The 14442-nt window shown below is 28.8% G+C and carries 13 protein-coding genes, 3 tRNA genes and 3 other annotated features; of the genes, 1 reads left to right on the top strand and 15 read right to left on the bottom strand.

Annotation, left to right across the window (positions count from 1 at the left end):
- Nucleotides 1–22 precede the first annotated feature (22 nt).
- The 11 genes from CKV72_RS09395 to ytxC all read right to left on the bottom strand — a co-directional run bounded on the left by CKV72_RS09395 (nucleotide 23) and on the right by ytxC (nucleotide 11973).
- The gene (locus CKV72_RS09395) at nucleotides 23–730 is read right to left on the bottom strand and encodes a cell division protein ZapA (RefSeq protein WP_242955724.1); all 708 of its coding nucleotides are present in this window, start codon (nucleotides 728–730) and stop codon (nucleotides 23–25) included.
- Between the two features lie 64 nt (nucleotides 731–794).
- The gene (pheT, locus tag CKV72_RS09400) at nucleotides 795–3170 is read right to left on the bottom strand and encodes a phenylalanine--tRNA ligase subunit beta (RefSeq protein WP_095178131.1); all 2376 of its coding nucleotides are present in this window, start codon (nucleotides 3168–3170) and stop codon (nucleotides 795–797) included.
- A 32-nt stretch (nucleotides 3171–3202) separates the two neighbouring features.
- The gene (pheS, locus tag CKV72_RS09405; protein ID WP_095178132.1) at nucleotides 3203–4222 is read right to left on the bottom strand and encodes a phenylalanine--tRNA ligase subunit alpha; all 1020 of its coding nucleotides are present in this window, start codon (nucleotides 4220–4222) and stop codon (nucleotides 3203–3205) included.
- A 47-nt stretch (nucleotides 4223–4269) separates the two neighbouring features.
- Nucleotides 4270–4484, bottom strand: a binding site (T-box leader).
- Between the two features lie 60 nt (nucleotides 4485–4544).
- Complete coding sequence (locus CKV72_RS09410; protein ID WP_095178133.1) at nucleotides 4545–5327, bottom strand: TrmH family RNA methyltransferase; 783 nt, start codon at nucleotides 5325–5327, stop codon at nucleotides 4545–4547.
- 14 nt (nucleotides 5328–5341) lie between these two features.
- Entirely contained in the window at nucleotides 5342–6004 is a 663-nt protein-coding gene (locus CKV72_RS09415; protein ID WP_095178134.1) for a potassium channel family protein, read from the bottom strand.
- Nucleotides 6005–6016: 12 nt separating this feature from the next.
- Complete coding sequence (locus tag CKV72_RS09420) at nucleotides 6017–7363, bottom strand: TrkH family potassium uptake protein (protein WP_095178135.1); 1347 nt, start codon at nucleotides 7361–7363, stop codon at nucleotides 6017–6019.
- Between the two features lie 150 nt (nucleotides 7364–7513).
- A complete protein-coding gene (gene rplT / locus CKV72_RS09425; protein ID WP_089865583.1) occupies nucleotides 7514–7873 on the bottom strand; it encodes a 50S ribosomal protein L20 in 360 nt (119 codons plus the stop codon).
- Nucleotides 7874–7899: 26 nt separating this feature from the next.
- Nucleotides 7900–8097 carry a 50S ribosomal protein L35 gene (gene rpmI / locus CKV72_RS09430; RefSeq protein ID WP_089865586.1) on the bottom strand — a complete coding sequence of 66 codons (198 nt, stop codon included), beginning with the start codon at nucleotides 8095–8097 and terminating at the stop codon, nucleotides 7900–7902.
- A 38-nt stretch (nucleotides 8098–8135) separates the two neighbouring features.
- Entirely contained in the window at nucleotides 8136–8657 is a 522-nt protein-coding gene (gene infC / locus CKV72_RS09435; protein ID WP_095178136.1) for a translation initiation factor IF-3, read from the bottom strand.
- 14 nt (nucleotides 8658–8671) lie between these two features.
- Nucleotides 8672–8783: a sequence feature (ribosomal protein L20 leader region), on the bottom strand.
- A gap of 45 nt (nucleotides 8784–8828) precedes the next feature.
- The gene (thrS, locus tag CKV72_RS09440; RefSeq protein WP_095178137.1) at nucleotides 8829–10748 is read right to left on the bottom strand and encodes a threonine--tRNA ligase; all 1920 of its coding nucleotides are present in this window, start codon (nucleotides 10746–10748) and stop codon (nucleotides 8829–8831) included.
- 61 nt (nucleotides 10749–10809) lie between these two features.
- Nucleotides 10810–11034, bottom strand: a binding site (T-box leader).
- A gap of 48 nt (nucleotides 11035–11082) precedes the next feature.
- The gene (ytxC, locus tag CKV72_RS09445; protein ID WP_095178138.1) at nucleotides 11083–11973 is read right to left on the bottom strand and encodes a putative sporulation protein YtxC; all 891 of its coding nucleotides are present in this window, start codon (nucleotides 11971–11973) and stop codon (nucleotides 11083–11085) included.
- 103 nt (nucleotides 11974–12076) lie between these two features.
- On the opposite strand from ytxC, the gene CKV72_RS09450 reads away from it, so the two are divergent.
- Complete coding sequence (locus tag CKV72_RS09450; RefSeq protein ID WP_095178139.1) at nucleotides 12077–12778, top strand: DUF6873 family GME fold protein; 702 nt, start codon at nucleotides 12077–12079, stop codon at nucleotides 12776–12778.
- 217 nt (nucleotides 12779–12995) lie between these two features.
- Here the strand turns inward: CKV72_RS09450 and CKV72_RS09455 are convergent.
- The 4 genes from CKV72_RS09455 to cobT all read right to left on the bottom strand — a co-directional run bounded on the left by CKV72_RS09455 (nucleotide 12996) and on the right by cobT (nucleotide 14415).
- Nucleotides 12996–13070: transfer RNA gene (locus CKV72_RS09455), tRNA-Cys, on the bottom strand.
- Nucleotides 13071–13076: 6 nt separating this feature from the next.
- Nucleotides 13077–13151 (bottom strand) — tRNA-Gly (locus CKV72_RS09460).
- A gap of 5 nt (nucleotides 13152–13156) precedes the next feature.
- Nucleotides 13157–13232, bottom strand: a tRNA-Phe gene (locus CKV72_RS09465).
- A gap of 106 nt (nucleotides 13233–13338) precedes the next feature.
- A complete protein-coding gene (gene cobT / locus CKV72_RS09470; RefSeq protein WP_089863674.1) occupies nucleotides 13339–14415 on the bottom strand; it encodes a nicotinate-nucleotide--dimethylbenzimidazole phosphoribosyltransferase in 1077 nt (358 codons plus the stop codon).
- Between the last annotated feature and the right edge of the window lie 27 nt (nucleotides 14416–14442).

A 14442-nucleotide genomic window follows, 5' to 3' on the forward strand; every position in this document is an offset into this window, starting at 1 on the left:
TACAAAAAAGGCTGTTGAAAAATCAACAGCCTAACTTTTTACTTTTTTTAGCCTTATCACTTATTAAAGGATTATTTTGCTTCTTTTCTTTAGCAAGTTCTATTTGAGTTTCTATCAATTTATTTTGCAAGTCTATTATTTTATACTTTGCAGATTGAATTTGAAATTTATGCTCTTTGCGTTCAACTTTTAAAGATTCATTTTCATCTTTGATTTCATTATATTTATTATATAAATCATCTTTTTCTACCTTCAGAGATTTTATTTGTAAATCCTTTTCCTTTAAGCTTTCATCATTTTTATTGCTATTAGAGTTTTTTAATAATTCTTCCTTTTCATCTCTGATTTTTTCTTTTTCTTCTCTTATTTGCTGATTTTCTCTATATAAGGCTTCTAATTTATCTGTAAGTTCCTCAATTTCTGTTTGCAATTTTTTGTTTTCTTCTTTTAAAAGGTTAACTTCTTCCAAAAGTTCTTCAACTTTCTCATTACTTTTAAATACTTCATCAACAGTATTCAAAGCAGTTAATATTGCAGCAGAGGATGTACTTAATTTAGTATTGTTTTGTAAAATAGTTTTTATTTTTTTATCAACATGACTAGCAACTCTATGTAAGTATTCTTCTTTTTCATTTCCTTTTAAGTTATATTCTACTCCGTTTATTCTTACAACGACTATATTCACTGTACACACCCTCTCAGATAAATTCATATATCTATATTCTAACATAAATTTCATATAGTTAAAATAGAATTTACCCCTTATATAGAATTACTTACTTATTTGTAATTAATTATCTTAATTCTGCCCCTAAATTATTTTCTAAAGTTCTTACTATTTTATTGTGAACTTTACTTACTTCAGAATCTGTTAATGTTCTGTTTGGCATTCTATATACTATTGAATATGCAACACTTTTCTTTCCTTTAGGTATTTGTGAGCCTTTATATACATCAAATAGCTTAACATTTTCTAGTATTTTTCCACCCTTATTTCTTATTATATTTTCTATATCTTGAACAAGTACTTCATCATCTACAAGTAGTGCCATATCTCTTTCTACTGCTGGAAATTTAGGTAGTGGACTATATTTTTTCTCAATATTAGCATTTTTTAATAACATATCTAAATTTAATTCCGCTATATAACATTTTTCATCTATATCGTAATTATCTAATACATCTGGATGAACTTCTCCTAATAAACCAGCAAATTCTTTATTAACATATAATTTTGCTGTTTTTCCAGGATGAAATGTTGGGTGTTCTGATTCTCTCTTATAGGAGCTTTTTTCTATATTTAATTCTTCAACTAAATTTTCAATTACTCCTTTTAAACTTAAATAATCTACATCTCCATACATTCCTATCACAAGAGTATTTCTTTCCTCAGGCAATATTTTTTCATCTTCACTTGGAATATACACTTTTCCCATTTCAAATAATCTAGCATAAGAATTATTTCTAGAATAATTTCTAGCTAAAGCTTCCATCATTGATGCAAGTGTAGTAGTTCTCATTAAGCTATAATCTTCTCCTAGAGGATTTTTAATCTTCACAGCATTTCTTAAATTACTATCTTCAGGTATAAGTATCTTATCAAAAATCTTAGGACTTACAAATGAATAGCTTATAGATTGATTTAAGCCACTTCCTATTAATATTTCTACAACTTTATCTTGTAAATGTTGTTTTAGTGTCTTACCAGATCTTACACTTACACTGTTGAACATAGTAGTTGGTATATTATTATATCCATAAATTCTAGCTATTTCTTCTGCTACATCTTGTTTTAATACTATATCACTTCTAAAGGTAGGAACTGTTATATTTAAAATATCTCCTTCTATATTTGTTTTTAATTCCAATCTATCAAGGTATTCTTTCATATCTTCTTTAGAAATATTGGTACCTAAGAAACTATTAATCCAGTTATAGTCTACTTTAAGATTTCTTTCTTTTACTATATCTTTATATATATCTATAGTTCCCTCCATTACTTCTCCTGCACCTAACTCTTCTATTAGATGACAAACTCTATTCATAGCTATTTCTACTAAATTAGGATCTAAATCTTTTTCAAACTTTGAAGATGCCTCTGTTCTTAATCCTAATTTTTGAGAAGATACCCTTATATTTGTTCCATCAAAATTAGCACATTCTAATATTATTTCTTTTGTATCTTCTTTTACTTCTGAATTTAATCCTCCCATTATACCTGCTAAAGCTACTGTCCTATCACCATCTTTTATACATAAAACACTTTCATCTATAGTTCTCTCTACATCGTCTAGAGTAGTAAACTTTTCTCCAGCTTTTGCTCTTTCTACTACTATTTTATTGGAAGTTATCTGTCTTCCATCAAAAGCGTGCAGTGGCTGACCAAGCTCTATCATAACAAAATTTGTTATATCAACTATATTATTTATTGCTCTTACACCTGCTTCTTCTAGTCTTTCTTGCATCCATGTAGGAGATGGTTGTATTTTAACATTTTTTACTCCTCTTGACATATACCTTCTACATAAATCATCTTTTATTTCTACTTCTAAATAATCTTTTATATTATCTTTATTTTTAGGTGTATAATCCAATTTAGGCATAGTATAATTTATTCCCAATGTAGCAGCTGCTTCTCTTGCTATACCTACTACACTTAAACAATCAGGTCTATTAGAAGTTATTTCAAATTCTATTACTGCGTTATCTAAATTTAAAACTTCCTTTATATCCTTTCCAATTGGAGTATCAGGTGGCAATATCATTAATCCATCTACACCACTTTCTGGTATACCTAATTCCTTTTCAGAACACATCATACCATAGGACATTATACCTCTTAATTTACCTTTTTTTATTTTTACGTCATTTGGTAATATCGCTCCATGAACAGCTACTGGTACTATATCTTCTTCTTTCATATTAGTTGCCCCTGTAACTATTTGGATAGGCTCTTCTTTTCCAATATTTACACTACATACTACTAATTTATCTGCATCTGGATGTTTCTCTATTCTCTCTATTTTTCCTGTTACTACATTTTGTATATCATCTCCAGAAGATATTATTTCTTCTACTTTGGAACCTGATAAAGTAAGTTTATCACCTAATTCATTAGCAGAAATATTTATATCAACATAATCTTTTAACCACTTAAATGGAATATTCATTCTTTATTCTCCTCCTTTATTATATTCTTTTATTAAAATTGATTTAAAAATCTCATATCGCTTTCATATAAAAGCCTTATATCATCTATACCGTATTTTTGCATTACCATTCTATCCACACCAAATCCAAAGGCAAATCCACTATATACTTCTGGATCTATTCCACAATTTTTTAATACTTGAGGGTGAACCATTCCTCCTCCTAAGATTTCTATCCATCCTTCACCTTTACATATTTTGCATCCTTCTCCATGGCATACAAAACAAGTAGCATCCATTTCCGCTGATGGTTCTGTAAAAGGGAAATGATGAGGTCTAAATTTTGTTTTTAAATCCTCTCCAAACATCTTTTTACCAAACATCTCTAATGTACCTTTTAAATCAGCAAAGGTTATTCCTTTATCTACTACTAATCCTTCCATTTGGTAGAATATAGGTGAGTGTGTTGCATCTACTGAATCAGAACGATATACTTTACCTGGTGCTATCATTTTTATTGGTGGCTTTTGGTTTTCCATAGTTCTAATTTGAATAGGTGATGTTTGAGTTCTTAAAACTACACTATCATTTATATAAAAAGTATCTTGTTCTCCTCTAGCTGGATGATTTTTAGGTATATTTAAAGCCTCGAAATTATAATAATCTAATTCTATTTCTGGCCCTTCCTCTATTGTAAATCCCATATCAGTAAAAATTTCTTTCATTGCATCTAATGTTTGTTCTAACGGATGTCTTTTACCTAAATACTGTCTTTTCCCTGGTAAAGTTATATCTATAGTTTCTTCTGAAAGCTTAATATTTTTTTCTTTTTCTTTAATTTCTTTTAAACTTACTTCTATTATTTCCTCAATATTTTTTCTTACTTCGTTAGCTAATTTTCCTACTATAGGTCTTTCTTCTGGACTTAATCCTCCCATTCCCCTAAGTATTTTAGTTAACTCACCTTTTTTACCTAAATATTTAACTCTTATACTTTCTATAGTTTCCTTATCTACTACATTATTTAACTCTTCAATAGCATTTTTCTTAATTTTTTCTATTACCTCTTTCATATGTAAACTCCTTTCCTTTTATTTAAATTAAAAAAAGCCCCTCCCAAAATAGGGACGAACTTTATTCCGCGGTACCACCCTTGTTGATACAAAAAGTATCCAGCTCTATGAATATCGGTTCATATCCGCCAATTGCTACTAAATTTCACAATTAGAACTCAGAAGCGAACTTCAACGTAATAATTAATAAAAAGGCTTTCAGTCTGTGACCTTTTCTCCCTAAAATAATCTTTACATTTACTCTCTTCGTCATAGTTTACTATATTAATTTAAAATGGTCTTTAATTTACAATTTTACATATTAAATGTGTAATTGTCAACATTATTTTAAATTCTGTCTTACTATTTCAAAAATTATTATAGATGTAGCTACTGCCGCATTAAGTGATTCAGCTTTCCCTGGCATAGGAATTATAAAAGTTTCATCACTTATATTGTAAACTTCATCACTTAATCCATTTCCCTCATTTCCAACAGCTAGTATTAAATTTTTTTTATGTAAATCTAAGTCATATAAACTTTTGTCTGTATTTAAACTACTAGCTATAATTTTAAATCCTTTTGATTTTAAATATATAGACTTTTCTAATTTAAAGTCCTCAATAATTGGCATATAAAATATGGATCCCATAGAAGCTCTCAAAGTTTTTTCATTGTATATATCTACAGTACCTTCAGTTATCAATATACCAGAGGCATTAGCTGCATGAGCAGTTCTTATTATTGTTCCCATATTACCAGGATCTTGAACTTTATCTGCCAATATATATATACCAGATTCTTTTGGTTGATATACTTCTTTCATATTTACAATTGCCAATATCCCTTGTGAATTTTCAGTGCCGCTTATACTATTAAATGCATTGCCACTTAATATGTATGCTTTATCTTTTATACTTTCTATACTTATATTAAATTCTTGTAACTTATTTAAAGAATTTTCCTGTATTAATATATATTCTATACAATAATCTGATTTCAATGCCTCTTCTACAAACCTAAAGCCTTCTACTATAAACTTTTTTTCTTTTTTTCTATGCTTTTTATCTCTTAGTTTTCTAACAAACTTAATTAAATTATTGTCTTTGCTAGTTATAGTATTCAATTTTAATTCACCCTTTATTTAGATACCAAAGTTTCTAATTTATTTAATTCCTCTGTTCCACCTATTGCAACTATAATATCTCCTTCTTCAATTACATCACCTGCTGTAGGAGAAACATTTATTTCTTCCTTCTTTTTTATAGCTACTATATTTATACCATAGTTTGCTCTTATACTTAAATTTTCTAAATTTTTACCATACCATTCTTGTGGTGCTATTACCTCTGCTATACTAAAATCTGAAGATAATTCTATATAATCTAATATATTTGTTGAAACTAAATTATGTGCAACTCTTACTCCCATATCTCTTTCTGGCAATACAACTTTATCAGCACCTATTTTATATAAAACTTTTGCATGTAATTCGCTGTTAGCCTTTGCAATGGTGTATCCTACCCCTAATTCTTTTACTAAAAGAGTTGCCATTACGCTTGCCTGTAAATCAGATCCTATAGTAACTACTGCTACATCAAAATTTCTAACTCCAATAGATCTTAAACTATTCTCATCAGTAGCATCTGCTTGAATTGCTTGGGTTACACTGTCAGAAATATTTTGTACCCTATCTTCATCAGAATCAATTGCTAAAACATCATTTCCTAGGGAATACAATGTTTGAGCAACAGAAGTTCCAAATCTCCCTAAACCTATAACTACAAATTGTCTCTGTGTCAATCTAAACACTCCTTATCCTACTAAAACTTTTCCCTCTGGATATTTTATATTCCTAGAGGATTTTTTATTTGATAAAGCTAATGCCAATGTTAAAGGACCTACTCTTCCAGCATACATAGTTAGTGCTACTATAATTTTTCCCGCAGAACTTAATTTTGTGGTTATACCTAAAGTTAATCCAACGGTTCCAAAGGCTGAAGTAGCTTCATAAAGTAAATTTTCAAAAGAATTAGAACTATCCGTAATAGATAATAGCATTGTTACAACAGTAACTATAGAAAATCCAATTACTACAATTGCCAACGCCTTATATATATTATCCTTAGAAATTCTTCTCTTAAAGATTTCAGTATCTTCTCTCCCTTTTATTACACATAATATAGTCATAAACATTAATCCAAATGTAGTAGTTTTTATTCCTCCTGCTGTAGAGCCTGAGGAACCTCCAATGAACATTAGGATAATGGTTAAAAATTTTCCAGCTGTAGTCATATCTGAAGTCGATATAGAATTAAATCCAGCTGTTCTTGGAGATACTGATGCAAAAAAAGAAGATAATGCTTTTCCTTTAAAACTCATATTCTTCATAGTGCCTGGATTATTAAATTCAAATAAGAACATTAAAATAGTACCAACAACTATTAATATAGCAGTTGTAGACAAACATATTTTTGAATGAAGAGATAATTCCCTAAATCCTTTAAAATTATATATTTCTTGCCATACATAAAATCCTAAACCACCTATAATTATGAGTAACGATATAGTCAATATAATTACTGAATTATCATAATATCCTGTAACACTACTATAATTTCCTATAAGATCAAATCCTGCATTGCAAAATGCAGATATTGAATGGAATATACTATAATATATACCTTTTCCTATACCAAATTCCGGTATAAATTGTGTTGATAAAATCAAAGCTCCTCCCATTTGTACCGAAAATGTAAATATTAAAATATATTTAACCATTTTGACAATACCTTGTGTAGAAAAAGAATTATATGCTTCTTGCATAAGTATTCTTTCCTTTAAAGTAATCTTTTTGCCTAATATTAAAGCAACTAGAGTACCAAAAGACATAAATCCTAATCCGCCTATTTCAATCAATAACATTATAACGGTTTTGCCAAAATAATTCCAATAAGTCCCTGTATCTACAGTAACTAATCCAGTAACACAAGTAGCAGACGTAGATATAAAAAAACAATCTATTAAAGGAGTTTGCTCTCCACTCTGAGTAGCTATAGGTAAATGTAATAATATAGCACCTGTAAAAATAACTATTGCAAATCCTAATGCTAAGATTCGAAATGGAGTAGCTCTTTTCATTTTAAATCTTTGTAAGTTCATATATATGTCTCCCTCTTACTAAAATGATACTTAATTGTTGTTTTTATATTTTAATGAAATTATATCATTCTAAAGATAAATGTCAATTATATGATATATTCATACAATTGACATTTTAAGTTAAAAAAATGCAGCAAATTGCTGCATTTTTTATGCGTTAAGTTGTTTTTTAGCTACTTCAACTAATTCAGAAAAAGCTTTTGGATCATTTATAGCTATTTCTGATAACATTTTTCTATTCATATTTATTCCTGCAAGTTTAAGTCCATTCATAAATCTTGAATAGGAAAGACCATTTGTTCTTGTAGCCGCATTAATTCTTGCTATCCATAATTTTCTATAATCTCTCTTTTTTAACTTTCTTCCAACATAAGCATTTCTTAAAGCTCTTATAACACTTTCATTAGCTGTTTTAAATAATCTACTTTTTCCACCAAAGTATCCTTTTGATAGCTTTAATATTTTTTTATGTTTTTTACGTGCATTCATTGCTCTTTTTACTCTTGCCATTTTAACAAACCTCCTTTAACCGAAAACTATAAGTATGGTAATAGCTTCTTCATTGCTTTTTCTTGTGTTTCTGAAACGTATCCTGTTTTTCTTAAATTTCTTTTTGTTTTTGTGCTTTTCTTTGTTAATATATGGCTTTTATATGCCTTTGCTCTTTTAAACTTTCCTGTTCCTGTCTTTTTAAATCTCTTAGCTGCTCCTCTATGAGTCTTCATTTTTGGCATATTATGTTCCTCCTCTCAACACTACAGATTAAAGTATTTTATTTTCTTGGAGCTAAAACCATAGTCATATTTTTACCTTCTAACTTAGCTGGTTTCTCCACAACACAAACATCCTCTAGTTTAGATAAAAAAGCATTTAATATCTTTTTACCTACTACATTAGAATGTTCCATTTCTCTTCCTCTGAATCTAACAGTTACTTTAACTTTATCTTCTGCCTTTAAGAACTTTCTTGCATTATTTGCTTTAATTCCTATATCATGTTCTTCTATTGTTGCACTTAATCTTATTTCTTTTATATTAGTAACCTTTTGTTTCTTTTTTGCCTCTTTGTCTTTCTTGGTCTGTTCATATATAAACTTTCCATAATTCATTATCTTACAAACAGGCGGCTTTCCTGTTGGAGCTATCATTACTAAGTCCAATTCTTTTTCTTCAGCTTTTTTTAAAGCTTCAGATGTAGGTATTATTCCTAGTTGTTCTCCATTTTCGTCAATAGTTCTAACTTCCTTTTCTCTAATTTCTTCATTAACAAGGAAACCTTTTTTAATAATATTCACCTCCTAGGTGGATTTAAAATAAAAAAAGACGGCAAATGCCGTCCTCTAATCAAAATTAAAATACTAATTTCATAACCTTACTAGCTGTGCTGTAAGGTGAGAAACGGCTGGTTTCTTCTTAACGTTTTATATTATACTATCTTTAACTTTTATTGTCAAGCTTTTTTATGCTTATTTAGAATTTTCTATTACTCTATTTTCTATTTCATAGTTTAATTTTTGTATGAACTCTTCTAAAGCAATAGCTCCTAAATCTCCTTCTTTTCTACTTCTTACTGCAACTTTATTCTCATTTACTTCTTTATCTCCTAAAATAATCATATAAGGCACCTTTTGAAGTTGAGCTTCCCTTATTTTATATCCTATCTTTTCATTTCTATCATCAAACTCTACTCTTATTCCATTTTCCTTTAACTTATCAACTACTTTATTTGCATAATCTTTTTGTGCATCTGTAATAGTCATAACTTTTACTTGCACTGGAGCTAACCATGTTGGGAATGCCCCTGCAAAATGCTCTATAAGTATTCCTATAAATCTCTCTATACTTCCAAATACAACTCTATGAACCATTACTGGTCTATGTCTTTCTCCATCTTGGCCTATATATGTTAAATCAAATCTTTCTGGCATTTGGAAGTCTAACTGAATAGTTCCACATTGCCATGTTCTGCCTATACAATCTTTTAGATGGAAGTCTATCTTAGGACCATAAAAAGCTCCGTCCCCTTCATTTATTTTATACTCTAATCCTGCTGCTTCTAAAGCATTTTTTAATCCATTAGTTGCAACTTCCCAATCTTCATCACTACCCATTGAATCTTCTGGCCTAGTAGATAATTCAACAAAGTATTCAAATCCAAAAACTTTATAGAAATCATCAATTAATTTTATTACATTTAATATTTCATCTCTTATTTGTTCCTTTGTCATAAATATATGCGCATCATCTTGAGTAAAACATCTAACTCTCATAAGTCCATGTAATGCTCCAGATAATTCATGTCTATGAACTAATCCAAGTTCCCCTAATCTCATTGGAAACTCCTTATAGGAATGTAAATGGCTTTTATAAACTAAAATTGAACCTGGACAATTCATTGGTTTTATAGCAAAGTTTTCATTATCTATTTTAGTAAAGTACATATTTTCTTTATAATGATCCCAGTGTCCTGATCTGTGCCATAGTTCTTCATTTAATATAACTGGAGTTCTTATTTCATCGTATCCTGCTTTAGTATGTTTTTCTCTCCAGAAGTTTTCTAAAATATTCCTTACTACCATTCCCTTAGGATGGAAAAATGGGAATCCTGGTCCTTCTTCATTTATACTAAATAAGTCTAATTCTTTTCCTAATTTCCTATGATCCCTTCTCTTAGCTTCTTCTAATAATTTTAAATATGCTTCTAATTCACTTTTCTTTAAAAATGCTGTTCCATATATTCTTTGAAGCATTTTATTTTTTTCATCGCCTCTCCAATAAGCTCCTGCTACTGAAAGAAGTTTAATTGCCTTTATTTTTCCTGTAGAAGGCATATGTGGTCCCGCACATAAATCTACAAAATCACCTTGTTTATAAAAAGAAATAACTTCTCCTTCTGGTAGTTCCTCTATTAATTCAACTTTATAAGGTTCATCTGCATCTTTGGCAAGCTTAATAGCTTCTTCTCTTGGAAGTTCAAATCTTTCAATTTCTAAATTTTCTTTTATTATTTTTGACATTTCTTTTTCTATCTTTTCTAACATTTCTGGTGTAAAAGTAAAATCTACGTCAAAATCATAATAAAATCCATTATCTATTGCTGGTCCTATTGCTAATTTAGCTTCAGGATAAAGTCTTTTTACTGCTTGAGCTAATATATGTGAAGCTGTATGTCTTACTGTTCTTCTTCCGTCTTCATCATCGAAAGTTAATATTTCTAACTGACTATCTTCTTTTATTTCTGTCATAAGTTCAGCTACTTCGCCATTTACCTTAGCCCCTACAGCTTTTTTATATAAAGCTGGACTTATTTTCATAGCTATGTCGCTTACCCTTACTCCTTTTTCTACTTCTATTACTTTTCCATCTTTTAGTGTTATATTTATCATTATATACTCCCTCCTTAAATATAGTGCTTATTTATATTCAAAAAATAAAAAAACGCCCCTCTAATGGGACGATTATCTCGTGGTTCCACCCAAATTCGATAATAAAACCTTAATTTTATTATCCTTTGAGATCCTTTAACGCAGGTAACGGAAATACTTACTTAATTTCAGTATTCAGCTCTAAGGTGGTTTTCAATAAATACTATTAAGAAAATCTTTCAGCCTAAGAATTTCCCTCTCTTTTATAATAGTAATTTTATTTACTCTTCCTTTTCTTAGCTTTTAACATCTTATTATATAATTATATTCATCTAACCAACTATTGTCAATAACTTTATTCCCTATATTGTTTATTTATTTTTCTGCAGGTTTCACAATTATTACAATAAACCACTTTTTTTAAAAACACATTATTTATAGTATTTATAAGTTCTTTGTTCAAACAATTTTCAACGCAATGTATAACTATTTTTTCTGGACAATAGGTTATCAAACCACTTATTAATATATCATCTAAATTTATTTCTAATGACATATTATTAGAAACAAATTCCTTAAATAACTCTTTAGTTATATCTATTCCATTTTTATCTTTTATTATATAATTACCATCTTTATATATTATTATATTAACCTCATCAATTCTACTTTCTTGTATATTAACAAAATACTTTAATAGTTTTATAAATTCATTATATTCTTTTTCTACAATATATTCCTCTACTACTTTTTCTATTATAACTTTTAATTTTTTTTCTAAACTTTTTGTTCTGAAAGTTAAAAATCCTTCTATATTAATCTCATCTGTTTCACGTATACATTCTAATATTTCATCCATAATTTCATTTTTTTTGTTCATATAATATATATTTGAACTGTCTATGATTTTTTCGTTATTTGTAAGTATATCCCTGATTTTTCCTTCTATTTCCTCTATATCTTTTGAGTTTAAGAAAAAATAACTGTCTTCTAAAAACTCAACCAATCTCTCTTTTAAAAATTTATCTATATATATTTTGTATATTATATCAGCTATATGCAAATAAAATATATTCTTAGTCTTTGTGGTCAATTTTTCATCCGGAATATATATTTTCATAAAATGAATTTTATTATCAATGCTTTCACATACACCTATTTCGAACTCAAAATAAGCTTTTAAAATATTTATTCCTTCAATAACTTCTTTAAAATCATCTTCATATATTATTTTAAATACTGCCATATATTTCACTCCCCTCTGTCATAGTATGTGTTTTATTTTTATGTATATTCATATTGAAATTAGTAAAAATCTAATATAAAATTTACTATTAGGTGATGTATTTATGAAATATTTATTTGTAGATAGTAGGTTATCCATAGAAGAAGAATCTAATTTAACTTCTTTAGGTTACAATATTATAAAATGCCCTTTATTCTCTTTATTATACTATGCTATTTCTGGTCATCCTGACATACTTATACACATATTAGATGAAAAAAATTTAGTTTTACATAAAGATGCAAATAAAAAATTTATAGAAAAATTAAAAACTCTAGGTTTTAATATAAAACTATCTCAAAACTCATTATCTTCTAATTATCCAATGGATATAGGCTTAAATGCAGTAAACTTAGATAATGTTTTTATACATAATTTAAAATATACAGATCCTGTTTTACTTAACAGTGTAAAACACAAAAAATTAATAAATGTAAATCAAGGTTATACTAAATGTTCTGTGGCCGTAGTTAGCAATAAAGCAATAATTACTTCTGATAAAGTTATTGCTCATGAAGCTAAAAAAGTAGATTTAGATGTACTTTTAATTCCTCCTGGAGATATAATTTTACCTGGATTAGACTATGGATTTATAGGCGGATGTTGTGGACTTATAGGAAAAAATATAATGGCTTTTTTCGGCCATTTAGATTATTTTAAATATGGAAATGAAATAAAAGATTTTTTATTTAAACATAATGTAAAACCTGTTTATTTAAGAAAAGGAAACCTTATAGATAGGGGAAGCATTTTGTGTAATGAATAATTAATAATGAACAATGAATAATTATGGATAGCTTTTCTCCATTGTCATTTCGAAAAGCGTTTAATTTTATTAAACCTTGATATTTAGCTTCCCTAAATAAAGATTTTCTGTAGTGCAACGGAAGAAAATCATCCTCAATTGTTCATTATTCACTATTAGTTATTCACTAAATAAAAAACATCTTAAAACAGTTCTGTTTTAAGATGCTTTTTTTATTTGGAGGCACCACCCAGATTTGAACTGGGGAATAAAGGTTTTGCAGACCTCTGCCTTACCACTTGGCTATAGTGCCATATATTGGAGCGGAAGATGGGATTCGAACCCACGACGTTCACCTTGGCAAGGTGACGCTCTACCACTGAGCCACTCCCGCAATACTGGTGGCTCGACCAGGAATCGAACCAGGGACACGAGGATTTTCAGTCCTCTGCTCTACCGACTGAGCTATCGAGCCAAATTGCTTATATATTTTAAATTTAAAAAACATATAAGCAATACAACACAATTATATCCACTATTTTTTATTTTGTCAATATGTATTTATAATTTTCAATCATTTATTATTTTTCTCTAATATCTACTAAAAATTCACTATCCACTATACTAGCCTCTGCTAAAGTAGCCATGTTATTCATAGCACAAAGAGCTGCTTCAATCATAAAAAATTGTAGGGGACATCCTGTACCTTCTCCTAATCTCATTTCCATATGAAGACATGGACTAAGCCCTATTTCTTTTGTAACATATTCAATGCCTGGTTCCGCTGAAAGATGAGATGGTATTAAAAAGTCCTTTACATTTTCATTCATTTTATACGCACATAATGCTGCTGCTGATGATATTATACCATCTATAACTATAGGAACCCTATTTTTAGCTGCTCCTAAAAAGCATCCACATATTCCTGCAATATCAAATCCACCTACTTTAGCTATTACATCTACAACATCTTCTTTAACAGGTTTATTTATTTCTATGGCTTGTTTTATAGCTTTTTTCTTATTTAAAAAACCTTCTTCTGTAAGTCCAGATCCTTTTCCAACTATTTTATCAGAATCTATTCCAGATAATACACTTATTACTGCTGCACTAGTGGCTGTATTTCCTATACCTGCTTCACCAGTACCAAATAAATCGTATCCTTCCTTTACAAATTTATCTACTAATTCTATTCCTGTCTCTATAGCTTGAATAGCTTCTTCTCTTGTCATAGCAGGTTCTTTTGCCATATTCTTAGTTCCATAAGCTACTTTTTTGTTAACTACTCTAGTATCTTTTAAATCTGATTTTACGCCTATATCCACTACACACATATCTGCATTAACATGCTTAGAAAGAACTCCAATACCTGTTATTTCTTTAACGTAATTTTCTGCTAATAGAGCAGTTAATTCTTGAGGGCAAGCACTTACTCCTTCTTCACAAATGCCATTATCAGAACACATTATTATAGTCATTTTTTTATTTATTTCATTTTTTACTTTTCCTGTAATACCGGATATTTGCACTGCAATTTCTTCTAATTTACCTAAGCTTCCTATAGGCTTACTTAAACTGTCCATTCTCTCCCATGCTTTTTTTACAGCTTCTTTATCTGCTGGCTTGATACTTTTTAGAGTTTCTTCTAATAGATTCATACTTGTTTTACCAACCTTTCTTAAATT

It is taken from the genome of Clostridium cochlearium (assembly GCF_900187165.1).
GTDB classification, from domain to species: domain Bacteria; phylum Bacillota; class Clostridia; order Clostridiales; family Clostridiaceae; genus Clostridium_G; species Clostridium_G cochlearium.

What these genes read in the sequence shown, in the direction of transcription:
- CKV72_RS09420 (WP_095178135.1), bottom strand. Translation starts at nt 7,363, where the DNA reads ATGAACTTACAAAGATTTAAAATGAAAAGAGCTACTCCATTTCGAATC.
- thrS (WP_095178137.1), bottom strand. Translation starts at nt 10,748, where the DNA reads ATGATAAATATAACACTAAAAGATGGAAAAGTAATAGAAGTAGAAAAA.
- CKV72_RS09450 (WP_095178139.1), top strand. Translation starts at nt 12,077, where the DNA reads ATGAAATATTTATTTGTAGATAGTAGGTTATCCATAGAAGAAGAATCT.
- rpmI (WP_089865586.1), bottom strand. Translation starts at nt 8,097, where the DNA reads ATGCCAAAAATGAAGACTCATAGAGGAGCAGCTAAGAGATTTAAAAAG.
- pheT (WP_095178131.1), bottom strand. Translation starts at nt 3,170, where the DNA reads ATGAATATTCCATTTAAGTGGTTAAAAGATTATGTTGATATAAATATT.
- CKV72_RS09395 (WP_242955724.1), bottom strand. Translation starts at nt 730, where the DNA reads ATGTTAGAATATAGATATATGAATTTATCTGAGAGGGTGTGTACAGTG.
- rplT (WP_089865583.1), bottom strand. Translation starts at nt 7,873, where the DNA reads ATGGCAAGAGTAAAAAGAGCAATGAATGCACGTAAAAAACATAAAAAA.
- ytxC (WP_095178138.1), bottom strand. Translation starts at nt 11,973, where the DNA reads ATGGCAGTATTTAAAATAATATATGAAGATGATTTTAAAGAAGTTATT.
- cobT (WP_089863674.1), bottom strand. Translation starts at nt 14,415, where the DNA reads ATGAATCTATTAGAAGAAACTCTAAAAAGTATCAAGCCAGCAGATAAA.
- pheS (WP_095178132.1), bottom strand. Translation starts at nt 4,222, where the DNA reads ATGAAAGAGGTAATAGAAAAAATTAAGAAAAATGCTATTGAAGAGTTA.